The following is a 22,930-nucleotide window of genomic DNA, read 5'->3' as shown; positions in this document are numbered from 1 at the left end:
AAAGCGCCCGGCGGGGTCGCCGAGGCGGTAAGATTTAGAACATGAGTACGAACGAGGCCATCGCGCGGCTCGACGCCGCGGTCAGTGCGCTGCGGGACGTCGACGTCTCCGCGTGGTCCGAGGATGCGCTCCGGGACCAGCTCGGCGAGCTTTCCACCGTTCTCTGTGCGCTCGATGCCGCCCTCGCCCGGGTGGCCGACAGCGTGCGCGCCCGGGGGCTGCGCATCGAGGAACCTGCCCCGGTCTGAGCGTCCCCGCCCAGCTCAGCCGGGGGATGAGGACGGGCCGGCCGAAAAGATGTCGGCGGTGGCTGCCAGGATGGAGCCGTGCGCTTCGTTGACCTGGCAGCCACCTCCGCCGCTGTCGCCGCCACCTCCGGGCGGCGGGCCAAGGTCGAGCTGCTCGCCGAGGCGCTGCGAAACCTCGCCCCGGAGGAACTCGTCGCCGGCTCCGGCTATCTGGCCGGAGAGCTTCGCCAGCGGCAGACCGGGGTCGGTTACGCCAGCCTTCGCGAGCTGCCGCCGGCGGCCGAGCAGCCGACCCTGACGGTGGCCGGAGTCGACGCGGCGATAGCCGAGCTGGCCGAGGTGCGTGGGCCGGGCTCGCAGCAGCGCCGCCGCGAGCTGTTGGCCGCCCTCTTCGGCGCCGCCACCGTCGAGGAGCGGCGGCTGTTGCTCGGCCTGTTCAGCGGGGAACTGCGGCAGGGCGCCCAGGCCGGGCTGCTGGCCGAGGCGATCGCCCGGGCGGCCGAGGTGCCGCTGCCGGCGGTCCGCCGGGCCCTGCTGCTCGCCGGTGACCTGAAGACGGTCGCGGCGGCGGCGCTCACCGGCGGCTCGGGTGCGCTGACCGGGTTCGCGTTGCAGGTCGGCCGGCCCCTCGCACCGATGCTGGCGCAGAGCGCGGCCTCGGTCGAGGAGGCGCTGACCGCTGTCGGGCTGCCGGCGGTGGTCGACGTGAAGCTCGACGGCATCCGCATCCAGGTGCACCGCTCCGGCGACGACATCGCGGTCTTCACCCGCAGCCTCGACGAGATCACCACCCGGGTTCCCGAGGTGGTGGCGGCGGTCCGGTCCCTGCCCGCCCGCGAGCTGGTGTTGGACGGTGAGGCGATCGCACTCGACGCCTCCGGCCGGCCACGACCGTTCCAGGAGACCGCGAGCCGGGCGGCCACCAGGGGAGCCCGCCGAGCGGTACGGGACGAGGCCGCCCGCACCCCGGGCGCGGCGGGAACTGGTGACGGCGCGTCGGGCGAGGCGGGAGCGATCGACGGCGCCTCGGGCGGGGCGGGAGCGATCGGCGACGCCTCGGGCGAGGCGGGAGCCGGCGGCGGCGCGGCGGGCGGGACGGAGGCTGGCGGCGTCGCGGGCGGCGCCCGGAGCTTCGGGGCAGCGCCGGTCGCGCCGTCGACGGCCGGCTCGGCGCGGGAGGTCGGGCCGGTGGACATCTCCGAGGTGTCCCGGATCGGCAGCTCCGGGACGGCACCGGCCGAGATCCCCGCTCCGGAGCGTCCGATGGCCGTCGCTCCGGCAGTGGCCGCAGCGGCCAACACCAGCGGTGGTGTCGTGCTGACGCCGTACTTCTTCGACATCCTGCACCTGGACGGCGTCGACCTGCTCGACGCGCCCGGACACGAGCGCTGGGCCGCGCTGGCCCGTACCGTCTCCCCGGCGCAGCTCGTCGAGCGGATCACCGTCGACACGGTCGAGCAGGCGTCGACGGCGTTCGCCGCAGCCGTCGACGCGGGACACGAGGGCATCGTGGTCAAGGCGCCCGACGCGGCGTACGACGCGGGGCGACGGGGCGCCGCCTGGATCAAGGTGAAGCCGAGGCACACCCTCGACCTCGTCGTGCTCGCCGTCGAGTGGGGCAGTGGCCGGCGCAAGGGCTGGCTGTCGAACCTCCATCTCGGTGCCCGCGATCCCGAGACCGGCGGCTTCGTGATGCTCGGCAAGACCTTCAAGGGGCTGACCGACGAGTTGCTGCGCTGGCAGACCGAGCGGTTCCAGGAGTTGGCGGTGGAGCGTGGCGACTGGGTGGTCCGGGTACGACCCGAACAGGTGGTGGAGATCGCCTTCGACGGCGTGCAGAGCAGTCCGCGCTATCCGGGTGGCGTGGCGCTGCGCTTCGCCCGGGTGCTGCGCTACCGCGACGACAAGAGCGCGGCGGAGGCGGACACCATCGACACCGTACGCGCCATTCACGCAGGTCGCCGCCCGGACTGACCGCCGTCGCGGTACCACCGGCGACTGGTCAGCGGTTGCTACGGTTCGGCAATGATCTTCCGGAACGCCCTCTACCGGCTCTACGCCCGCCGCCTGCGGGCGCAACTGGTCAGCGGCTCGCTGCCCCGGCACGTGGCGATGGTGATGGACGGCAACCGGCGGTGGGCCCGCAAGCAGGGCTTCGAGAACCCGAGCGTCGGTCACCGGTACGGCGCGGAGCACGTCGACGAGGTGCTCGGCTGGTGCGCCGACCTCGGCATCGAACACGTGACGATCTTCGTCGCCTCAACCGACAACCTGCGGAAACGGCCCTCGGAGGAGGTCCGGTACCTGATGGAGGTGGTCGAGCGGATCGTCGCCGCCCGGCTCGCCGAACGCCCCGGCCGGTGGCGGCTGCACCTCGCGGGGCGGCTCGACACCCTGCCCGACTCGACCCGGCACGCGCTGAAGCTGGCCCGGGACGCGACCGCCGAGCGTGGGGCGGGATTCCACCTCACCATCGCGGTCGGCTACGACGGCCGGGCCGAGGTCGTCGACGCGATCCGTTCCCTGCTCGACGAGGCGGCCCGGGCCGGTACGTCCCCGACCGAACTGGCCCAGCGGCTCACCGCCGAGGACATCGCGGCGCACCTCTACACCCAGGGGCGGCCCGACCCCGACCTGATCATCCGGACCAGTGGCGAGCAGCGGATGTCCGGTTTCCTGCTCTGGCAGGCGGCCTACTCCGAGCTGTACTTCTGCGACGCGTACTGGCCCGGCTTCCGGTACGTCGACTTTCTGCGCGCCCTGCGCTCGTACGCCGGCCGGCAGCGCCGGTACGGCGCCTGACCGGGGGGACAGCCGGCAGCCAGTCAGATCGCGGCCAGCGACCGCGCGTAGTTGACCTGCTGGTGGATCTGCTGCACCTGGAACTGGTCGCTGACCGGGATCCGGGCGACGTACTGCCGCAGCCCGTTGGTCACCGTCACCTGCACGGTGCCACGGTGCACGGTCTCCTTGATCAGCAGGAACAGCAGGCTGAACACGGTCAGCACGCAGAAGCCGACCACCGCCACCACGATCGCCCAGGTCGGCGTCTTCTGCTCGCTCTGCCAGTAGTCCGCGACGTGCCACTGTGAACCGGCCAGCGGCAGGTCGCCGCTCGGGGTGCGTACCGTCGACGGGGTGACCGCGATCTCGCCGATCTGCGCGACCACCGGCTCCGATCCGGCCGGGGGCGGCCACGCCGCCGCACCGCCCGGCTGGCCCCCGTCCGCCTGGCCCCCGCCCGGATGGGGCTGAGCAGGAACCGGATGAGGCTGCGCATGAACCGGATGCGGCTGCGCCGGTACCGGGTAGGACTGGCCCGGGTGGCCCGGAGCCGGCGTCGGTGTCGGCGGGTCGTCCGGGGTGTGCGACGGCGGATAGCCGGGCGAGACGGAGGCGTCGGTCGGCCACGGATCGGTCGGCGGCGGAGGCACGTCCGGCGCTCCGGTCGGGTCCACGCTCATGCCGGCTCCTCCCCAGTGCCACCCCGGCCCGTTCCGCAGACCTTAACCCGGACCGTGACCGCCACCACCGCGAGGTGTACCCGGTACGTCGACGTCCCACGCCCGACCGCCGGTCGACCCGCCGGCCGGGCTCAGGGGCTCGGTGTCGCGGCCGGCTCGTCCCGCCGGGCCGGACCGGCGGCCCGGTCCCGGTTCCTGTCGCCGTCCGGCGCGTCGCCGCGGGCCTCCCGGCGGGCCGCCCAGCCGAAGCCGACCAGGGTCAGCGCCGCGAACAGCCACCACTGCACGACGTACCCGCCGTTCTGCCAGTCGTTCTCGTGCCGGATCGGTATCGCGGAGAAGGCTGGGTCGGCGGCCGGGGTCTGCTCGTCGAGCAGCAGGTACGCCGAGTAGACCGGGTACGGCAACTCCCGGGCCAGCGCCGGTACGGCGATCCGCCGCGTCTCGATCCGACCGTCCCGCCGGGTGATCGCATCCGGCTTGCTCTCCGACAGGTGCACCCGGCCCACCACCGTCACCTCACCGGACGGTACGGCCGGGATCTCGGGCCGGGCCAGCGCACTCCCGCCGGGGAGCGGCGGGATCCAGCCCCGGTCCACCAGCACGGCACTACCGTCGGCCAGCCGCAGCGGGGTGAGCACCTCGAAGCCGACCCTGCTCTGCACGGTACGGCTGCGGATCAGGATCACGTTCGCGCTGTCGTACCGCCCGGTGACCGTGACCCGGGTCCAGGCCGCGCCGGCCGGCGGCGGCTGCCCGACGGTGCCGGCCGCGCCACCCGGCCGGGGCAGCACCCGGTCCACCGGCACCGGCGCCAACGTCGCGGTCTCGTCGATCCGCTCGTTGATCGCGGCCCGCTCCTGGTAGCGACTCAACTGCCAGTTGCCGAGCAGCACCATCACCGTGGCCGCGACCAGGGTCAGCGCGAGGATGCCCAGCCAGCGGGGGGTGAGCAGGAACCGGTACACAGCACGAGGCTACCCGGACCGTTCCGGCGGTTTCCCAGGTGGCCGGCTCGGCGGGCCGGCGCGGCGCGCGGTGCCGGGTATCCTCACGCGCGTCGGTTCGATCGACGGGTCGGGCCGGGCCGTCCCTCGCACCACCACACCGTCCGTACCAGAACCTCCGCACCGCCCGCACGGGCCGGTGACCGCGCCCCGAGGAGCCGACCATGATCGCCGCGCCGCGCGTAGTGGTGAGCGCACCGTCATCCGGACACGGCAAGACCGCCATCGCGGTCGGCCTGCTTGCCGCGCTGGCCGCCCGGGGGCTGGACGCCGCCGGGTTCAAGGTCGGCCCCGACCACACCGACGCCGCCTATCTCGGACTCGCCGCCGGGCGGCCCGGCCGCAACCTCGACCCCCGGCTCGTCGGCTCGCAGCGGATCGCCCCGCTCTTCGCGCACGGCTCCGCCGACGCCGAGATCGCGGTGGTCGAGGGCACGATGGGGCTCTTCGACAGCCTGGCCGGCCGGCCCGAGGTCGACTCGACCGCCGCGATCGCCACCACCCTGCGGGCCCCGGTGGTGCTGGTCGTCGACGTCGGCTCGATGGGCCAGTCGGTCGCCGCGCTGGCGCACGGCTTCCGGGCGTACGACGAGATGCTCTGGCTCGGCGGCGTGATCCTGAACCGGGTCGCCTCGGACCGGCACGAGCAACTGCTCCGGGACGCGCTGGACGACATCGGGGTACCGGTCTTCGGGGCGCTGCGCCGCCGGGACCTGCCCGCCGTACTGCCGTCCCGGCAGCACGGTGTCGTGCCGGTGATGCAGCGCGGCGTGGAGGCGTACCGGGGGGTGCGGCGGCTCGGCGAGGCGATCGCCGGAGCCGTCGACCTCGAACGGCTGCTGGCGCTGGCCCGCTCCGCACCCCGGGTACCGGTGACCGCCTGGTCGGCGGCGGAGGCGCTCGCCGAGCTGGGGCCGGTCGGCGAGGCACCCGCCACGGGTACGGTGGTCGCGCTGGCCGGCGGCCCCGCCCTGTCGTACTCGTACGCCGAGACAGCGGAACTGCTGGCGGCGGCCGGTGCCGAGGTGATCCCCTTCGATCCGCTCCGCGACGAGACACTGCCGGCGGAGGCCGGCGCGCTGGTGATCGGCGGTGCGCTGCCCGAGACGTACGCCGAGGAACTGTCGGCGAACCGCCGGCTCTGCATCGCGGTCGCCGAGCTGGCGCGTACCGGTCGACCCGTGATCGCCGAGGGCGCCGGGCTGCTCTGGCTGGCCCGCGAGTTCGACGGCCGCCCGATGTGCGGGGTGCTGGACGCCACCGGGACGAGCCTGGACCGGACCGTGGTCGGTTACCGCGAGGCGACGGCGCAGGCGGACACCCCGGTGGCCCGACTCGGTGCCCGGGTGGTCGGCTACAAGCAGCACCGTGGCGTCCTGACCCCACGGGCCGGGCAGACCCCGGCGTGGAGCTGGGGCGGTGGCCCGCCGGAGGGGTTCGTCTGGCGCCGGGTGCACGCCTCCCAGTTGACGTTGCACTGGGCGAGCAGCCCGGTGATCGCCAGCCGCCTGGTCGCCGCCGCCGCGTCGGCCGGTACGCCCGCCCCGGCGGGTACCCCTGCCCCGGCCAACCCTGCCCCGGCAAACCCTGCTTCAGCCAACCCGGCTCCGGTGTCGCCGGCCGTCCCGGCCACCCCGGCCGCCGCCGTGCCGTCCGCCGTGGCATCAGCCGGGCCGGTCGGAGCGGTTCCGCCCTCGGGCCCGACCGGCCCGGCCGCGCCGGTGTCACCCGCGCTGGCCGGAGCACCGGGTCCGGTCGCACCCTCGGCCCCGGTCCCGCCGTCCGCCCCGGCGGCACCGCCGGCCCCGGTCTCGTCGTCCGTCCCAGTCTCACCGTCGGCCCCGATCTCCTCGTCGGTCCCGATCTCACCGTCCGCCCCGGTCTCACCGTCGGGACAGGTCGGACCGGCTGCTCCGGTGTCGCCACCGGCACCCGCCGGTCGCCCCGTCCCGGCCGATCGCCTTGGCCCGGAGGGTCGCCCCGGCTCGGACGGCCGCCCCGCGCCCGCCGGTCGCCCCGGCCCGGACGGTGGTCATGCCCCGAACGGTGGTCATGCCCCGAACGGTGGCGCCGCGCCACCCGGAGCAGCCGGCCGGTCCGGTCCGGGCCGGCCGGGTGCCGTACCTCCGGGTGCCGCCACCCCGGTTGGCGGTCCGCCGCATGGTGCGACTGGCGGGGCGTCGGCCGGTGCGCCGAGGCCGGTCACCGGTCCAGCCGGGGCAGGACCGACACCGCAGACCCGGCCACGGCCGGCCGGCGCGGTCGAGTCTCCCGCAGCGATGGCCGCGCCACGTCCGAGGCCGGTGCCCGCAGAGGAGCAGCCGGTGCCCGTCGACGAGCAGCGGGTGCCCGGTGGCAGCGCGGACCGGCCGGGTCCGTCCCGGGCCGGCGACGGATCGGGTACGGCGCCCGGGGCGGCCCGGACGGGTACCGAGTCGGCAGCGGACGCCGCCGGACCGGGCGGGACGACCGGGACCGAGCGGAGCGCAGGTGCGGTACCGAGCAGTCCGGCTGGCGGACCCGTGGGGTGATCCGGTCGGTGACCGGGCGGGCGGCTGCCCCCGAACCCCGGGGGACGGCCCTTCCCGGCCCCGGTGGGCGGGTCGGCGCCACCTCCGGGAGCCAGTGTTCTGCGTGGATGTCGGGCCCGGCGGGCATGAGCCGATATGAGGTGGCGGATGTGACCGAGTGGGCGGTTCGGCACGACCGGATCGGCAGCCGGCCGGGCCGGTGGGAGACGGTCGGGAGGCGACCCGGCGGCGAATGGGGTGAGTCGGCGGAATGAGCGGAGAGGTGGCGGTGCGCCGCTTTCCGACCCTGACCGTGTCGACGCCACGGGTGCACGTACGGCCGTTGCGCGGCACGGACGCGCAGGCGGTCTCGGCGATCTTCGCCGACAAGCAGACCCGGCGCTGGCTGCCGTTACAGCGTGAACTCGGCGAGATCGACGCCGAGGCATGGTGCACGGAGATGGCCCAGGAACGGCGGGACAGCGGCAACGGCGACCACTACGGCATGATCCGGCGCGAGGACGAGCGGCTGGTGGGCTGCCTGTGGACGAAGCGTACGGACTGGGGAGGCCGGGTCACCGAGGTGTCGTACGCGGTCGCGCCGGAGGCGCGCGGCTTCGGCATGGCGGCGGAGGCGGTCGACGCGATAGCCGTAGCGTTGATCCTGGAGCACGGCTTCCAGCGTCTCGAACTACGGGTGGCCCCCGGCAACACCGCGTCTCGGCGAGTCGCCGAGAAGGCCGGGTTCACCTACGAGGGGCTGCTGCGCAACGCCGGGTACGTGCACAGCGGCCGGGTCGACCTGGAGGTCTGGTCCCTGGTCGTCGCCGACCTGCACCGACACTGACCACCCGCGCCGTACGCCTCCCGTCAACCGGTCATCTCGTCCGAGGGTGGATTGAACTGGCGTACCGGCTGGTCCTTCAGCGCGCCCTTGAGGAACCCGGCGACGGCGTCGATCGGCTTGTTCGCCGGACCCGAGCCGACCGGGTTCATCGGGCTGTCCGGGTCGGAGAGGAAACTCGCGGCGGCCAGTTCGGGGGTGTAGCCCACGAACCAGGCGGCCCGGTCGCTGTCGGTGGTACCCGTCTTGCCGGCCACCGGCCGACCGACGATGCCCCGTACCCGGTCGGCGGTGGACCAGCCGCCGCAGGAGCCCCGGGCCGGGGTGTCCCCGGTCGGGCACCGGGCGGCGTCGGTGGCGGCCCGGGCCGCGTCGGCGCTGACCTGCTGGCTGCACCGGGGGAGCGCGATCTCCAGATCCATCCCGGAACCGCTCCGGTACGTCGCCGGGGTGCCGTCCGGCCCGACGATCGAGCTGACCGGCAGCGCCTCGCAGAACCGTCCTTCGGCGGCGACGGCGGCGTACGCGTTGGCCATCTCCAGCGGGGTGACGTCGGAGACCCCGAGGGTGAACGAACCCCACTTGTTCGCCTGGCTCGGTGACGCCTGGCGCTTGTCGATGTCGGTACGCCACTGCAAACCCAACCGTTCGGCCAGCCGGACCACGTTCTCGGCCCCGACCTTCTGCTCCAGCCAGACGAAGTACGTGTTGACCGACTTGCCGAAGCCGGACCACATGGTCTGGTTGCCGCTCATCGCGCCGCTGGCGTTGGACGGGCACCAGTATCCGCCGCAGTCCGTCGGGCCGCCGCTGCCGTCCGGATAGATCGAGACGAACCGGTGCGGGGAGTTGAACGCCGTGCTGAGTGGCAGCCCGGCGTCCAGCGCGGCGAGCATGGTGAACATCTTGAACGTCGAACCGGCCTGGTAGCCGGGGAGATCCCCGCCGCCGAGCAGCGGGACCACGGTGTTCGGATAGTTGCCCTTCATCCGGTTGCGTTTGCTCGGGTCGGAGTGTGGCCCGTTCTCGCTCTGGTCCAGCGAGTAGGACCGGTTCACCGCCATCGACCGGACGTACCCGGTGCCGGGTTCGACCGCGACCAGGCCGTGTCCGTACGGGCTGCCGTTGGCCTCCCCGGCCTGCACCTGGTCGTCGGCGACCTTCTGCATGTTCGGGTCCAGGCTGGTGACGATGGTGTAGCCGCCCCGGCGCAGCCGGTCGAGGCGCTCCAGGGAGTTGCTGCCGAAGGCCGGCTGTGCGGCCCACCACGCCTTCAGGTAGTCACAGAAGAAACCCCAGCTGTTGCGCTCCTCCGGCACCGAGACGCAGTCGTTCGGCGGGTTGCTGAGGCGGAGCTGGATCGGCTCCGCCTTCGCCGCCGCGGTGGCCTGCGGGGAGAGGTAGCCCATCGCCTCCATCCGCTCGAGCACGTAGTTGCGCCGGTCGGTGGCGGCCTTCCGGTCCGAGCTGGCCGGGTCGTACGTGGTCGGCGCCTTCACCAGCCCGGCGAGGGTGGCCGCCTCGACCGGGGTGAGGTCCTTCGGCAGCTTGGAGAAGAAGATCTCCGACGCCGAGTAGATGCCGTACGCCCGGTGGCCGAAGTAGGCCGAGTTGAGGTAGCGCTCCAGGATCTGCGACTTCGTCGTCTCCTTCTCCAGGTCGAGGGCGAGTCGCATCTCCCGCAGTTTCCGCAGCGGCGTCTGCTCGGTGGCCTGCCGGGCCTCCATCGGCGTCTTCGCGCTGTCCCGCAGGGCCATCCGGACGTACTGCATCGTCAGCGTCGAGGCGCCCTGGGAGACTCCGCCGGCCTGCTGGTTGGCGACGAAGGCCCGGAGTACGCCCTTCGGATCGACGCCGTTGTGCTCGTAGAACCGGGAGTCCTCCGAGGCCACGATCGCCTGCTGGATGTACGGCGACATCTGGGAGACCGGCACGTACCGCCGGTGCTCCTCGTAGAAGGTGGTTATCAGGGTGGTCCCGTCGGCGGCGTAGACGTAGCTGGTCTGCGCGGGCGAAGAGGCGAGCAGGTCGGCCGGGGTCTTCTCCACCAGGTCGGCGCCGGCCTTGGCGGCCAGTCCACCGACCGCGACGAACGGGAACAACGCCGCCGCGACGACCACACCGGCGATGAGTCCGGCACGGAGCAGGGGTACGAGTCGACCAGAGGCGGAGCGGGTGGTGGGGTTGGTCACGTTTCCAAGCTATGATAAATCTCGGTAAAACATGATAAAGATTCGCAGATGTGCGAGTCTCCCGGCTGGCGGGTTCGACCGCTCCCGATCCGCTCCGGGACGGCGCTGGCCCCCGCGCCGGGGCGCCCGGCAGGATCATGCCCATGCACCGGCCCGCCCCCGCACCGCCCGCTCAGCCCGACCCGGACGCCCCAGTTCAGCCCGACGGGCACGCCCCCGCTCAGCTCGACCCGGACGGGCCGGATCTAGGCCACCACGGCGACGTCGAACTCGCTCCCGGTCTGGTGGATCTCGCGGTCAACGTGCAGCGGCACCCGATGCCGGCCTGGTTGCGGGAACCGATCGTCGCCGCACTGGAGACGCTGGCCGGCTATCCCGATCCGGCGCCGGCCCGGGCCGCCGTCGCCGCCCGGCACCGCCGCCCGGCCGACGAGGTACTGCTCACCGCAGGCGCCGCAGAGGGGTTCGTGCTGCTCGCCCAGGCGCTCCGGGGCGCCCACCGGCCCGTGGTGGTGCATCCCCAGTTCACCGAGCCGGAGGCGGCGCTACGCGCGGCCGGGCACCGGGTCGAGCGGGTGCTGCTGCCGCCGGAGACCGACTTCCGGCTGGACCCCGAGCTGGTACCGGCCGACGCCGATCTCGTCTTCGTCGGCAACCCCACCAACCCCACCTCGGTACTCCACCCGGCCGACGTACTGGCCGGCCTGGCCCGCCCCGGCCGGGTACTGGTGGTCGACGAGGCCTTCGCCGACTCCACCATCACCGAAGACTCCACCGTCACCGTCACCGCCAACTTCGGAGCGACGGTCGGCGGGATCGCCGAGCCCGAGTCGCTGGCGAGCCGGCGTGACCTCCCGGGGCTGGTCGTCGTGCGGAGCCTCACCAAGACCTGGGGACTGGCCGGACTCCGCATCGGCTACCTGCTCGCCCCGGCCGAGCTGGTCGAGCGGTTGGCGGCGGTACAACCGCTCTGGGCGGTCTCCAGCCCCGCGCTCGCCGCGGCGGCGGCCTGCGCCACGCCCGGCGCGGTCGAGGCGGAGCGCCGGATCGCCGCCCGACTCGCCGTCGAGCGGGCGTACCTGGTCCGGCGGCTCGGCGAACTGCCCCGGGTACGCGTCGCGGGTACCCCGGCCAGCGCCTTCGTCCTGGTGCACCTGCCCGGGGCGGCCCGGGTACGGCTGGCCCTGCGCGACCGGGGTTTCGCCGTACGACGCGGGGACACCTTCCCCGGTCTGGGCCCCGACTGGCTGCGCCTCGCGGTACGGGACACTGCCACCACCGACCTGTTCGTGGCCGCGCTGGCCGGAATCCTGGAGGAATGATGTTGGACGCCACCCTCGCCGGGATCGGTCCGCTCGACGAGGCGGCCATGGCCGCGGCCGCGGACCTGCACGCGAGGCTGACCAAGCCGGCCGGTTCACTGGGCGCGCTGGAGGAACTCTCGATCCGGCTGGCCGGGCTGGCCGGCGTCTGTCCGCCGCCGCTGCCCGAGCCCGCCGCAGTGGCGATCTTCGCCGCCGACCACGGGGTGCACGCCCAGGGGGTCACCCCGTGGCCGCAGGAGGTCACCGCGCAGATGGTGGGGAACTTCCTGGCCGGCGGTGCCGTGGTGAACGCCTTCGCCGGGCAGATCGGCGCGACGGTCACCGTGGTCGACGTCGGGGTGGCCACCCCGCTGCCCCAGGTGAAGGTGCCGGCACAGCGGTCGGCGCGGTCGGCGCCCCGGCTGATCAGCGCCAGGGTCCGGGCCGGCAGCCGGGACATGAGCGTCCGGCCCGCCCTGACCCGGGACGAGGCACGCAGCGCGGTCGAGACCGGCATCCGGGTCGCACACGAACTGCTCGACTCCGGGGCCGGGATCCTGCTGACCGGTGACATGGGGATCGGCAACACCACGGCGGCCGCCGCGCTGATCGCCGCCTTCACCGGAATCGACCCGGCCGAGGCCACCGGCCGGGGTACCGGGATCGACGACGTCACGTACGCCCGCAAGGTGGCCGTGGTCCGGGCGGCGCTGGCTCGGCACGTACCCGATCCGGCCGATCCGCTCGGGGTCCTCGCCGCGGTCGGCGGCCTGGAGCACGCGGCGCTGGCGGGTTTCGTCCTGGGCGGTGCCGCACGGCGGGTCCCGGTGCTGCTGGACGGGGTGAGCGCGGTCGCCGCCGCGCTCGCGGCGGCAGCCTTCGCCCCGGACGCGGTCGGCGCGATGGTCGCCGGGCACCGCTCGGCCGAGCCGGGCGCGACCGCCGGGTTGGACCGGTTGGGTCTGCTGCCGATAATCGATCTGGGCCTACGGCTCGGCGAGGGCACCGGCGCCCTGCTTGGCTATCCGGTGGTCGCCGGTGCGGTGCGGGTGCTGCACGAGGTGGCCACCTTCGACGCGGCAGGAGTGTCGGAGAAATGATCATGTATCCGCTTGCGCTGCGGCTCGCCGGCCGGCGTGTGCTGGTGGTCGGCGGCGGGGCGGTGGCGACCCGGCGCGTACCGGCGCTGCTGGAGGCGGAGGCCCGGGTGGTGGTGGTCGCCCCCGAGCTGACCCCGGCGTTGCGGGCACACGTCGACGCGGGACGGCTGGAGTGGGTGGCCCGGGAGTTCGCGCCGGCCGACCTCGACGGTGCCTGGCTGGTGCAGGTGGCGGTCGACGACCCGGCCGCCGCCGAGGCGGTCAGCGCCGCCGCGTTCGAGCGGCAGATCTTCTGTGTACGCGCCGACGACCGCGACGCCGCGACCGCCTGGACCCCGGCGGTGACCCGGTACGGCCCGCTCACCGTCGCCGTGCTCGGCGGCGGCGACCCTCGGCGCGCCGTGGCGGTCCGGGACGCCATCCGAGAGCAGTTGATCACCGGCGCCCTCTCCGGTGTCGCGGCAGAGCCACCCCCGCCACCCGGCCCGGACGGCGCCACCCCCGACGCCACCGCCGATGCCAGGGAGGGCGCCGCACCGACGCACCCGAGCCCCCAGAACGCCAACCCGGCCAACGCCCACGACAGCGGCAACACCGAGACCAACGGTCATGGTGACGGCAACCGCAGGACCGGCGCTGCCGCCGACTCCGGATCGGACGTTCCCGTGGCCGGCAACGGCGGTATGCCGGCGGGACGGGACGACGTCGATGGATCTGGGACGGTCGACGGGTCCGAGACGGTCGACGGGTCCGCCACGAGTGTCGTCGCCGGCCGAGCCATGCTGGCCGGGCTGCCGGAGCGTCCCGTCGGCCGGGTCGCGTTGGTGGGTGCGGGGCCCGGCGATCCCGAGCTGATCACCGTCCGGGGCCGGCGGCTGCTCGCCGAGGCCGACGTGGTCGTCGCCGACCGGCTGGTCCCCGGGCTGCTCCTGGACGAACTCCATCCCGAGGTCGAGTTGGTGGACGCCACGAAGATCCCGCACGGTCCGGCCGCCGCCCAGGAGGAGATCAACCGGGTACTGGTGGAGCGCGCCCTGGCCGGCGCCCGGGTGGTCCGGCTCAAGGGCGGCGACCCGTACGTCTTCGGTCGGGGTGGCGAGGAGGCGTTGGCCTGTGCGGCCGCCGGGATACCGGTGACCGTGGTCCCCGGGGTGACCAGCTCGGTCGCCGCTCCGGCTGCGGCGGGCATCCCGGTGACCCACCGGGGCGTGGCGCACGAGTTCACGGTGGTCTCCGGGCACCTTCCGCCGGAGCATCCCGACTCCCTGGTCGACTGGTCGGCGCTGGCCCGGCTGCGCGGCACCCTGGTCGTGCTGATGGGGCTGAACAACCTCCCGGCGATCGCTGCCGCGCTGCGGGCGCACGGCCGGCGGCCGGAGACCCCGGCGGCGGTGGTGCAGGAGGGTACGACGCACGGCCAGCGAGTGCTCCGGTCGACCCTGGCCGCCGTCGCCGCGGACGCGCTCGCGGCCGGTTTCCGCCCTCCCGCGGTCGTGGTCTTCGGCGACGTGGCCACGACCCTCGCCGCGGTCCCCTCCTCCGCCCCGTAGGGCAGGCGCGTAGCAGGTTCCGGAATGTGGTGGCCTCACGGACGCCGTGAGGCCACCACAGCACCGAAGTAGCGCGCGGATCACCCCCCGGAGGGGGTCAGGACTTGAGCATGTTGTCCAGGAGGAGGGCGCAGCGGATCAGGCCCAGGTGGCTGTAGGCCTGGGGGTGGTTGCCGAGGCCGCGTTCGGAGATCGGGTCGTACTGCTCGGGGAGCAGGCCGGTCGGGCCGGCGGTGTCGACCATCTGGGTGAAGAGCTCCTCCGCGTCCGACCGCCGACCGGTGCGCAGGTACGCCTCGATCAGCCAGGCCGTGCAGATGTGGAAGCCGCCCTCCCGGCCGGGCAGCCCGTCGTCCCACCGGTAGCGGTAGACCACCGGACCGCTGCGCAGGTCGGCCTCGACCTTCAGCACGGTGGCCAGGAACCGGGGGTCGTCGTCGGGCAGCAGCCCCGACAGGCCGATCCAGAGCGAGGAGGCGTCCATCTCCTCGTCGCCGTACGCCACCGTGTAGGCGCCGGCACCGGCGTGCCAGCCGAACTCCAGCACGTTGTGCCCGATCCGGTCGCGCAGCTCCACCCACTCCGGCCGGTCGCCGTCGCCGTGCCGCCGCACCACGTGCAGCGCCCGGTCCACCGTCATCCAGCACATCACCTTGGAGTAGACGTGATGCCGGGGTGGCAGCCGCGCCTCCCAGAGCCCGTGGTCGGGTTCGTGCCAGCGCCGGGCGACCGCCTCGACCATGTTCTCCAGCACACGCCACTCGGTGTCGCGTACCTCGCCGCGCAGGTCCGCGACGGCCGCCAGCAGGTCGGCGACCGGCCCGAAGACGTCGAGTTGGAGCTGGTGGTTGGCGAGGTTGCCGACCCGGACCGGCCGGGAGCCGGCGTACCCGGGCAGGGTGTCGATGACCGCCTCGGCGCCGAGTTCGTAGCCGTCGACGGTGTAGAGCGGGTGCAGCCGTTCCGGGTGCCCGCCGGTGCGCTCGACGCAGCCGTCGACCCAGCGCAGGAAGCCCTCGGCCTCGGCGAGCGAGCCGAGGTCGACCAGGGCCCGCGCGGTCATCGCGGCGTCACGCAGCCAGCAGTACCGGTAGTCCCAGTTGCGTACCCCGCCGAGTTCCTCCGGGAGCGAGGTGGTCGCGGCGGCCAGGATCGAGCCGCTGGCCTCGTGCACCAGGCCGCGCAGGGTCAGCGCGCTCCGCCCGACCAGGTCCCGGGCGGTGCTGGGCAGCCGCAGCCCGGCGACCCAGTCCCGCCACGGCTGCTCCGCCACCGCCTGCCGCTCCTGCACGGGTACCCGGTGGTGCTCCAGGCTGTGCGAGCCGAACCGCAACTCGCAGGTGACCTGGCCACCGGCGGCGGCCAGGTCGACCACCGCGCGGGCGGTCTCGTAGCCGCCGTCGTTCACGATCTCCCACTCGACGCCGGGGGAGTAGAGCGCGATCGGCTCGTTGGAGCCGAGCACCAGCAGCCCGTCGCCGAGCGGCTGGAGCTGCACGGCTACCTGGCCGAACTCGGGCCGGGGGGCGAAGTCCAGCCGGACCCGGCCGGCGCCGCTGAGCACCCGGACCAGGGTCGAGTCACCGCTGATCACCGCCGGGCCGCTCGGCACGCCGTCGGTGGAGGGCCGGTCCAGCCAGTCGGTGACGGTCAGCCCGGACCAGCGGGTCTCCACGGTCATGGTGCCGGTCCGGTAGCGCTGGCCGAGCGGCAGGCCACCGCGTTCCGGGGCGATGCTGAAATAGCCGGCCGGGTTGCCGCCGACCAGGTCGGCGAAGATGGCCGGCGAGTCGGGCTTGGGGTGGCAGAGCCAGCTCAGGCTCGCCTCCGGGGTGACGAGTGCGACGGTACGCCCGTTGGCGAGCATCGAGTGCCGCTCGATCGGTACGGCCCGCTCGCCGAAGAGCCAGTTCCGGCGTACCTCGAGCAGCAGCGCGAGCACCCGGGCGGCGTCGACCGGCTCGTCGATCCGGAAGGTGGCCCGGGTCTCGCCGGGGCCGATCTTGATGCCGACGTCCGGGCCGTGCAGCTTGGCGAAGGCGTTCTCGTCGGTGACGTCGTCGCCGAGGAAGAGGGCGGCGCTCGCCGAGAGCTGGGTGCGGAGCTGTTCGAGCGCGGTGCCCTTGTTGGTGGGGATCACCGACAGCTCGATGACCTCCTTGCCCCGGGTCACGGTGACGTCCGGCCAGATCGCCGGGCCGGCGTCCACCGCCGCGACGACCTCGGCGGCGACCTCGGGGTCGGCGCCCCGGGTGTGTACCGCGATGCTGGCCGGTTTGGTCTCCAGGCGTACCCGGCCCCGGCCGGCGACGATCTGGCGCAGCTCGTTGCGGAGCCGGGTGCGTACCTCGATCAGCTCGGGGGAGAGCCGCTCGACGAAACCGATGTCGAACTCGGAGCCGTGGCTGCCGACCAGGTGTACCTCGCTGGGCAACCGGGAGAGCGTGGCCAGGTCGCGCAGGGCCCGGCCGGAGACCACGGCGACGGTGGTCTGCGGCAGGGCGGCCAGCGCGCGTACCGCGGCGACCGACTCGGGCAGCGGCACGGCCTTGGTCGGGTCCTCCACGATCGGCGCGAGCGTGCCGTCGTAGTCGCAGGCGACCAGGAGCTGTGGTACCCGGGCGATCCGGCCGATGGCCGACCGCAGTTCGGGGTCGATCCCGTCGAGGGTGCGCGGACCCCCGTCGAGCAGGGAACCAACCTTCACTCGTCCTCCGTCTCGGGTACGCCCAACTCGTTGAGGAAGGACCGGGCCCAGTGTCCGACATCGTGCGTACGCAGGTGGCGCTGCATGATGCGCATGCGGCGCCGAGCCTCGACCTTGTCGACGTGGACCGCGCGCAGCAGCGCGTCCTTGACTCCGTCCGGGTCGTGCGGGTTACAGAGGAATGCCTGGCGCAGCTCGGTGGCGGCGCCGGCAAACTCACTGAGCACGAGGGCGCCGCCCGAGTCGGCGCGTGTTGCTACGTACTCCTTGGCCACCAGATTCATTCCGTCTCGCAGCGGGGTCACCATCATCACGTCGGCCGCGCAGTAGAGCGCGGCCAGTTCACTGCGACTGTACGACTGATGGAGGTAATGGACGGCCGGTACGCCGACCCGGCCGAATTCGCCATTAATTCGACCAACTTCGCGTTCCACCTTGACCCGGAGTGCCTGGTAGTGCTCCACCCGTTCCCGACTTGGCGTAGCAACCTGCACCATAACCGCGTCGGGAACTGTCAACTTTCCGTCAGAGAGCAACTCGCGGAACGCCTTGAGTCGAAGCTCGATCCCCTTGGTGTAGTCGAGCCGGTCCACCCCGAGGATCACCGTCTTCGGGTCGCCCAACTCGGTACGGATCTGCTTGGCCCGGGCCTGCACCGCCGGGTCGACGGCCATCCGCTCCATCTCGGCCACGTCGATGGAGATGGGGAACGCACCCGCCTTGACCTGCCGGCCGTCCACCTGGATCATCTGGCCCTCGTAGCGGAGGCCGAGCAGGTGCCGGGCCAGCCGGACGAAGTTCTGCGCCGCCAGCCGCTGCTGGAAGCCGACCAGGTCGGCGCCGAGCAGCCCGCGCAGCACCTCGGCGCGCAGCGGCATCTGCATGAAGAGTTCGATCGGCGGGAACGGGATGTGCAGGAAGAAGCCGATCCGCAGGTCGGGGCGGAGTTCGCGGAGCATCGCCGGCACCAGTTGGAGCTGGTAGTCCTGCACCCAGACCGTGGCGCCCTCAGCGGCCACCTCGGCCGCGGCCTCGGCGAACCGGGCGTTCACCAGCCGGTACGCCTCACGCCAGCGGCGCTTGTACGCCGGGGTCTCCACCGCGTCGTGGTAGAGCGGCCAGATCGTGGCGTTGGACTGGCCCTCGTAGTAGCGTTCGAGTTCCTCCGCGCTCAGTGGCACCGGGTGCAGCCGGATGCCCTCCAGGTCGAACGGCTCCGGCGCGGCGCCCACTCCGCCGGCCCAGCCGACCCAGGTGCCCTGGTGCTGGGCGAGCACCGGATGCAGGGCGGTGACCAGACCTCCGGGGCTGCGCCGCCACTGGCGTCCCTCGGGAGTTGTCACCTCGTCGACCGGCAGGCGATTCGCAACGACCACGAACGAGCTACGTACGGTCACAATCAGTGCACCTCCGGTGATGACGGGTGGTCCACCGCTGAGCGTACTGAGCGTAGCTGCGGTGCCTAACCCCCAGTGCCACAGTTACTGCCCTGCGGGACGCGGTGCGAAAACACAAAGGTGATCATGACCACCCGTTCGGTCCGGCCTCGGCTCCCACACCACCCTCCGGCGGAGGCTCGGCGGAGGGTGATGTGGGCGGGCCGGGCCGGACCTGTCAGGATTGACGATGGCGTTTTCCGCCGCACCGCGTGGCCGGCGTGACACCGACAGCGCGGTCCAAGCAAGCCCGACGTCGTGCTCGGTCGTAAACACGGCATTCGGGGACATCACATCCGTGGGAGGTAGGCCGCACCGTGGCCCAGTACATCTACGTCCTGGAGAAGGCGCGCAAGGCGCACGGCGACAAGGTCGTGCTGGACAACGTGACGCTGAGCTTCCTGCCGGGGGCCAAGATCGGTGTGGTCGGTCCGAACGGCGCCGGCAAGTCCAGCCTGCTCAAGATCATGGCGGGCCTGGACCGGCCGAGCAACGGTGAGGCCCGGCTGATGCCCGGCTACACCGTCGGGCTGCTCGCCCAGGAGCCGCCGCTCAACGACGCCAAGACCGTGCTCGGCAACATCGAGGAGGCGGTGGCGGAGACCAAGGCCAAGCTGGAGCGATTCAACAAGATCGCCGAGCAGATGGCCACCGACTACTCCGACGAGCTGATGGCCGAGATGGGGCAGCTCCAGGAGGAGCTGGACCACGCCGACGCCTGGGACGTCGACTCCAAGCTCGAACTGGCGATGGACGCGCTGCGCTGCCCGCCGCCGGACGCCGACGTCACCCAGCTCTCCGGTGGCGAGCGGCGCCGGGTCGCCCTCTGCAAGCTGCTGCTGGAGGCACCCGACCTGCTGCTGCTGGACGAGCCGACCAACCACCTGGACGCGGAGAGCGTGCAGTGGCTGGAGCAGCACCTCGCCAAGTACGCCGGCACGGTGATGGCGATCACCCACGACCGGTACTTCCTCGACAACGTGGCCGGCTGGATCCTCGAACTCGACCGGGGCCGGGCGGTCGGCTACGAGGGCAACTACTCCACCTACCTGGAGAAGAAGGCGGCCCGGCTGGCCGTCGAGGGGCGCCGCGACGCCAAGATGAAGAAGCGGCTGAGCGAGGAACTGGAGTGGGTCCGGTCCAACGCCAAGGCCCGGCAGACCAAGTCCAAGGCCCGGCTGGACCGCTACGAGGAGATGGCCACCGAGGCCGAGAAGACCCGGAAGCTGGACTTCGAGGAGATCCAGATCCCGCCGGGCCCCCGGCTGGGCAACACCGTGATCGAGGCGCACGGGCTGCGCAAGGCGTTCGGCGAGCGGGTGCTGATCGACAACCTGAGCTTCTCGCTGCCCCGCAACGGCATCGTCGGCATCATCGGGCCGAACGGCGTCGGCAAGACCACCCTGTTCAAGACCATCGTCGGGCTGGAGCAGCCGACCGCCGGCTCGGTCAAGATCGGTGACACGGTCAAGCTGTCGTACGTCGACCAGAACCGGGAGGGGCTGGCCGGCGACAAGACCGTCTGGGAGGTCGTCTCGGACGGGCTGGACCACCTGATGGTGGGCAAGGTCGAGATGCCGTCCCGGGCCTACGTGGCGGCCTTCGGCTTCAAGGGCCCCGACCAGCAGAAGCCGACCAAGGTGCTCTCCGGCGGCGAGCGCAACCGGCTCAACCTGGCGCTGACGCTCAAGATCGGCGGCAACGTCATCCTGCTCGACGAGCCCACCAACGACCTGGACGTGGAGACCCTCTCCTCGCTGGAGAACGCGCTGCTGGAGTTCCCCGGCTGCGCCGTGGTCATCTCGCACGACCGGATGTTCCTGGACCGGGTGGCGACGCACATCCTGGCCTGGGAGGGCGACGACGAGGACCCGTCGAAGTGGTTCTGGTTCGAGGGCAACTTCGAGGCGTACGAGAAAAACAAGATCGACCGGCTCGGTGCCGAGGCGGCCCGGCCGCACCGGGTCACCTACCGCAAGCTCACCCGTGACTAGTCCGGTGCAGGCCCGGCCGGCGGAGGCGGAGCGGTCCGACAGCCGCAGGTACGTCTACGACTGCACGCTGCGCTGGTCGGACCTGGACGCGTACGGGCATGTCAACAACGCCCGCTTCCTCACCCTCTACGAGGAGGCGCGGGTGGCGTTGATGTTCGCCGGCGGCCGGGCCTGGGGAGTCGGCTCGTTCGCCGACGGCGTGGTGATCTACCGGCACGAGATCGACTACCTCCGCCCGGTCGGGTACGCGCTGGACGGGACGACCGCCGAGCGCGCCCCGACGGTACGCATCGAGATGTGGATCGAGGATCTGCGGCAGTCCCGGTTCACCGTCGCCTACGAGCTCTTCGACCGTACGGTGCTGGCCAGCCGGGCCCGGTCGGTGCTGGTGCCGTTCGACCTCGAACAGCAGCGGCCGCGCCGGCTGACCGACGCGGAGCAGGAGTTCCTCCGGCGGTACCTCGTCGAGCCGGTGACCCGGGACGAGCCAGCGTAGGGAGCGATGCGGTGTCCGCTGCGGAGAAGGCTACGGCTGGTGGGCCGGTGGCGCCCGGTGCCGGGCACGGGCTCGCCGGCCTGCCGGACGCCGGTGCCTTTCTGGCCCGGTTGACCCGGCTCGACCCGGGCGCGGTGGTCCGGCTCCGCTCCGGGGCGCCCGGTGCGGCGGCCGGGACACCGGACCGGACCGTGCTCTGGGCGCGGCTGCCCTGGGACGTGCTGGTGGGCCGGGTGGTGGCCGGGGCCGGTCCGGGCGACGCCACGGTCTCCGCCGCCGAGCTGCTCGCCGAACTCGGCCGTGGCGGTGCGGCGCTGCCGCGTCGCCGGGACGCCGACTGGCGCTGGCCGGTGCCGGGCGGGCCCGGCACGGTGGTGGAGACCATCGCCGGTGCCGAGCTGCGCCGGATCGCGGTGGCGGCGGCGCAGACGCTGCGCGGCGCCGCCGCCGAGGGCGTCGCCGGCCGGGCGGTCGGCCAGCGCGCGGTCCGGGACGCCCTGCTCGACCACGTCGCGGTGGTGGTGACCGCGCCATCGGCCGACACCGATCGGGTACCCGACGCCGGCACCGCCGGCACCGATCCGGTACCCGGCGGCGGCCGGATCGAGATCTCTCAACGGCTGGTCCAGGCCATCGTCCGGATGGGCTTTCTCGGCTCCTCCGGCCCACCCGGTCAGGACGCCGTACGGGTGCGGATCATGGGTCGTTGGGTCGGATTGGCCGCACCATTCGGAGTGGCATGGTCACAGAAAGTCAGTCAGCTTGCGATAAAACCGGCGCGTGATCATCCGAACGGATGAGGCGGTATGGTCCAACCGTCCCGGGGCTGTAGTTGGGGGGGTGCTTCGAGCCGGCTGTACGGGTACCGTCGGGCCTCGGATCCAACGCAACGTAGGCACGTGGATCCGCTGGGGAGTGAGGTGCGCAAGCGATGCCGTGGTGGTCATGGCGCCCCGGCCACGCCGGTGGCGGCGAGCCGGAAACTCGAAGCAGGATCGCGTCGGACGGTGCCGTCCGGGTCGGGCCGCCGGCGCCCCGGGAGCCGGATCACGACTCCCGACCGGAACCCGACGCCCGACCCGGGGATCGGGCCTCGATCAGGGAGATCCCCCCGGTGATCGCGCCGGTGACGCTCCGCCGGGTCGGTGACGCGCTGGACCTGCTCGACGTCCGTTATCTCGCCGACGGCGACGGCAGCCTGCTGGCCATGTGGGAGCGGCACGCCGTGCTGTTCGCCCTGGAGGGGCCGGACGACGAGATCCTGGTGATGCGGGCCCGTCCACACTCGACCGTTCCGCCGGACTGGGCCGACCGGGCCTACCGGGTGGTCAACGAGTGGAACCACACCCGGCGGTTCTGCAAGGCGTACGTCGGTGACCCCACCGAACGCGGCCAGCTGCCCATCTACGCCGAGTTGCAGGTGCCGTTGAGCGCCGGTGCGCACGACGCCCTGCTCGTCGAGATGCTCGACTGCGGAGCCGCCGTGGCGACCACCTTCGTCGACTGGCTGCACGACGAGGGCGCGCTGCTCTAGGGGCGGCCCCCGGCAGGGTCAGCGCTCAGTGCGCCGGCCCCGGCGTCTCGTCCATCGTGTTGACCATGAAGTACGCGGCCCGCTCCAGGTACTGCCACAGGGTCTCGTGCTGCTCCGGCGACAACTCCAGCCGGTCCACGGCCTGCCGCATGTGGCGCAGCCAGGCGTCCCGCTCGACCGGCCCGACCCGGTACGGCGCGTGCCGCATCCGGAGCCGGGGATGCCCGCGCTGCGCGGAGTAGGTGTTCGGGCCACCCCAGTACTGGATCAGGAAGAGCCGCAGCCGATCCGCCGCCGGGCCGAGGTCGGCCTCCGGGTACATCGGCCGGAGCACCGGGTCGGTGGCGACACCCGCGTAGAACTCGTCGACCAGCCTCCGGAAGGTCGGTTCGCCGCCGATCTCCTCGAAGAAGTTCGGCGACGGGCGGGTCTGCTCTCGCTCACCTGCGGGATTCACCGCTCCATCCTGCCATTCGGGTGGGCGATCGTCGGCAGTCTGTGCCGTACCCCCGGTGCGGGCTGGCTCACACCGGCGGCGCTGCGC

General features: G+C 73.0%; 18 protein-coding genes. 12 read left to right on the top strand and 6 right to left on the bottom strand.

The genetic code is table 11. From position 1 onward, the window contains the following. Positions 1-41: 41 nt before the first annotated feature. The 3 genes from C6361_RS30785 (at position 42) to uppS (ending at position 3,050) form a co-directional block, all read left to right on the top strand. Positions 42-248 (top strand): hypothetical protein, encoded by a 207-nt coding sequence (locus C6361_RS30785; RefSeq protein WP_101367685.1) that lies wholly within the window; start codon positions 42-44, stop codon positions 246-248. Positions 249-326: 78 nt separating this feature from the next. Beyond that, entirely contained in the window at positions 327-2,222 is a 1,896-nt protein-coding gene (locus C6361_RS38520) for an ATP-dependent DNA ligase (protein ID WP_107269880.1), read from the top strand. A 51-nt stretch (positions 2,223-2,273) separates the two neighbouring features. Continuing rightward, complete coding sequence (gene uppS / locus C6361_RS30775) at positions 2,274-3,050, top strand: polyprenyl diphosphate synthase (protein ID WP_107269879.1); 777 nt, start codon at positions 2,274-2,276, stop codon at positions 3,048-3,050. Between the two features lie 23 nt (positions 3,051-3,073). On the opposite strand, the gene C6361_RS38515 is transcribed toward uppS, so the two are convergent. Next, on the bottom strand, positions 3,074-3,712 hold the full coding sequence (locus tag C6361_RS38515) for a hypothetical protein (protein WP_234359126.1): 639 nt from the start codon (positions 3,710-3,712) through the stop codon (positions 3,074-3,076). A 131-nt stretch (positions 3,713-3,843) separates the two neighbouring features. Beyond that, positions 3,844-4,680 carry an SURF1 family protein gene (locus C6361_RS30765; protein ID WP_107269878.1) on the bottom strand — a complete coding sequence of 279 codons (837 nt, stop codon included), beginning with the start codon at positions 4,678-4,680 and terminating at the stop codon, positions 3,844-3,846. A gap of 203 nt (positions 4,681-4,883) precedes the next feature. On the opposite strand from C6361_RS30765, the gene C6361_RS37285 reads away from it, so the two are divergent. Together C6361_RS37285 and C6361_RS30755 are read left to right on the top strand one after the other, a co-directional pair. Continuing rightward, the gene (locus tag C6361_RS37285) at positions 4,884-7,250 is read left to right on the top strand and encodes a cobyrinate a,c-diamide synthase (protein ID WP_107269877.1); all 2,367 of its coding nucleotides are present in this window, start codon (positions 4,884-4,886) and stop codon (positions 7,248-7,250) included. A 250-nt stretch (positions 7,251-7,500) separates the two neighbouring features. Further along, positions 7,501-8,076, top strand: a complete 576-nt coding sequence (locus C6361_RS30755) for a GNAT family N-acetyltransferase (RefSeq protein ID WP_107263333.1) — start codon at positions 7,501-7,503, stop codon at positions 8,074-8,076. 23 nt (positions 8,077-8,099) lie between these two features. Here C6361_RS30755 and C6361_RS30750 read toward each other — a convergent pair whose 3' ends face one another. Then, a complete protein-coding gene (locus C6361_RS30750) occupies positions 8,100-10,265 on the bottom strand; it encodes a transglycosylase domain-containing protein (protein ID WP_107269876.1) in 2,166 nt (721 codons plus the stop codon). Positions 10,266-10,408: 143 nt separating this feature from the next. Here C6361_RS30750 and cobC point away from each other — a divergent pair, with 143 nt between their 5' ends. The 3 genes from cobC to cobA are packed head-to-tail and all read left to right on the top strand — an operon-like array spanning position 10,409 to position 14,219. Then, entirely contained in the window at positions 10,409-11,587 is a 1,179-nt protein-coding gene (cobC, locus tag C6361_RS30745) for an Rv2231c family pyridoxal phosphate-dependent protein CobC (RefSeq protein WP_107271287.1), read from the top strand. Beyond that, on the top strand, positions 11,587-12,669 hold the full coding sequence (gene cobT, locus C6361_RS30740) for a nicotinate-nucleotide--dimethylbenzimidazole phosphoribosyltransferase (RefSeq protein WP_107263336.1): 1,083 nt from the start codon (positions 11,587-11,589) through the stop codon (positions 12,667-12,669). Before cobC ends, cobT begins: the two co-directional genes overlap by 1 nt. Before the next feature lie 2 nt (positions 12,670-12,671). Further along, positions 12,672-14,219 carry a uroporphyrinogen-III C-methyltransferase gene (gene cobA / locus C6361_RS30735; RefSeq protein ID WP_234359125.1) on the top strand — a complete coding sequence of 516 codons (1,548 nt, stop codon included), beginning with the start codon at positions 12,672-12,674 and terminating at the stop codon, positions 14,217-14,219. Positions 14,220-14,316: 97 nt separating this feature from the next. Here the strand turns inward: cobA and otsB are convergent, their stop codons facing one another. Together otsB and C6361_RS30725 are read right to left on the bottom strand one after the other, a co-directional pair. Next, on the bottom strand, positions 14,317-16,911 hold the full coding sequence (gene otsB / locus C6361_RS30730; RefSeq protein WP_107264543.1) for a trehalose-phosphatase: 2,595 nt from the start codon (positions 16,909-16,911) through the stop codon (positions 14,317-14,319). Positions 16,912-16,922: 11 nt separating this feature from the next. After that, on the bottom strand, positions 16,923-18,323 hold the full coding sequence (locus C6361_RS30725) for a trehalose-6-phosphate synthase (RefSeq protein ID WP_101367673.1): 1,401 nt from the start codon (positions 18,321-18,323) through the stop codon (positions 16,923-16,925). Between the two features lie 356 nt (positions 18,324-18,679). On the opposite strand from C6361_RS30725, the gene ettA reads away from it, so the two are divergent. The 4 genes from ettA to C6361_RS30705 all read left to right on the top strand — a co-directional run bounded on the left by ettA (position 18,680) and on the right by C6361_RS30705 (position 22,386). Then, a complete protein-coding gene (gene ettA, locus C6361_RS30720; protein WP_107269874.1) occupies positions 18,680-20,356 on the top strand; it encodes an energy-dependent translational throttle protein EttA in 1,677 nt (558 codons plus the stop codon). Continuing rightward, on the top strand, positions 20,349-20,852 hold the full coding sequence (locus tag C6361_RS30715; protein WP_234359124.1) for a thioesterase family protein: 504 nt from the start codon (positions 20,349-20,351) through the stop codon (positions 20,850-20,852). Before ettA ends, C6361_RS30715 begins: the two co-directional genes overlap by 8 nt. Positions 20,853-20,863: 11 nt before the next feature. Continuing rightward, positions 20,864-21,652: a hypothetical protein gene (locus C6361_RS30710; RefSeq protein WP_199853134.1), complete on the top strand. Its 789-nt coding sequence runs from the start codon at positions 20,864-20,866 to the stop codon at positions 21,650-21,652. 131 nt (positions 21,653-21,783) lie between these two features. Beyond that, positions 21,784-22,386: a YbjN domain-containing protein gene (locus tag C6361_RS30705; protein ID WP_107263341.1), complete on the top strand. Its 603-nt coding sequence runs from the start codon at positions 21,784-21,786 to the stop codon at positions 22,384-22,386. A gap of 25 nt (positions 22,387-22,411) precedes the next feature. Here the strand turns inward: C6361_RS30705 and C6361_RS30700 are convergent, their stop codons facing one another. Next, positions 22,412-22,843: a globin gene (locus tag C6361_RS30700; protein ID WP_107263342.1), complete on the bottom strand. Its 432-nt coding sequence runs from the start codon at positions 22,841-22,843 to the stop codon at positions 22,412-22,414. Positions 22,844-22,930: the final 87 nt, after the last annotated feature.

The sequence above is a fragment of the Plantactinospora sp. BC1 genome (assembly GCF_003030345.1).
GTDB lineage: Bacteria > Actinomycetota > Actinomycetes > Mycobacteriales > Micromonosporaceae > Plantactinospora.
The sequence above is the reverse complement of the archived record's forward strand: the minus strand, read 5'-3'. Positions and strand labels throughout refer to the sequence as shown.

What these genes read in the sequence shown, in the direction of transcription:
- C6361_RS30785 (WP_101367685.1), top strand. Translation starts at nt 42, where the DNA reads ATGAGTACGAACGAGGCCATCGCGCGGCTCGACGCCGCGGTCAGTGCG.
- uppS (WP_107269879.1), top strand. Translation starts at nt 2,274, where the DNA reads ATGATCTTCCGGAACGCCCTCTACCGGCTCTACGCCCGCCGCCTGCGG.
- C6361_RS38515 (WP_234359126.1), bottom strand. Translation starts at nt 3,712, where the DNA reads ATGAGCGTGGACCCGACCGGAGCGCCGGACGTGCCTCCGCCGCCGACC.
- C6361_RS37285 (WP_107269877.1), top strand. Translation starts at nt 4,884, where the DNA reads ATGATCGCCGCGCCGCGCGTAGTGGTGAGCGCACCGTCATCCGGACAC.
- C6361_RS30755 (WP_107263333.1), top strand. Translation starts at nt 7,501, where the DNA reads ATGAGCGGAGAGGTGGCGGTGCGCCGCTTTCCGACCCTGACCGTGTCG.
- cobC (WP_107271287.1), top strand. Translation starts at nt 10,409, where the DNA reads ATGCACCGGCCCGCCCCCGCACCGCCCGCTCAGCCCGACCCGGACGCC.
- cobT (WP_107263336.1), top strand. Translation starts at nt 11,587, where the DNA reads ATGTTGGACGCCACCCTCGCCGGGATCGGTCCGCTCGACGAGGCGGCC.
- cobA (WP_234359125.1), top strand. Translation starts at nt 12,672, where the DNA reads ATGTATCCGCTTGCGCTGCGGCTCGCCGGCCGGCGTGTGCTGGTGGTC.
- C6361_RS30705 (WP_107263341.1), top strand. Translation starts at nt 21,784, where the DNA reads ATGCCGTGGTGGTCATGGCGCCCCGGCCACGCCGGTGGCGGCGAGCCG.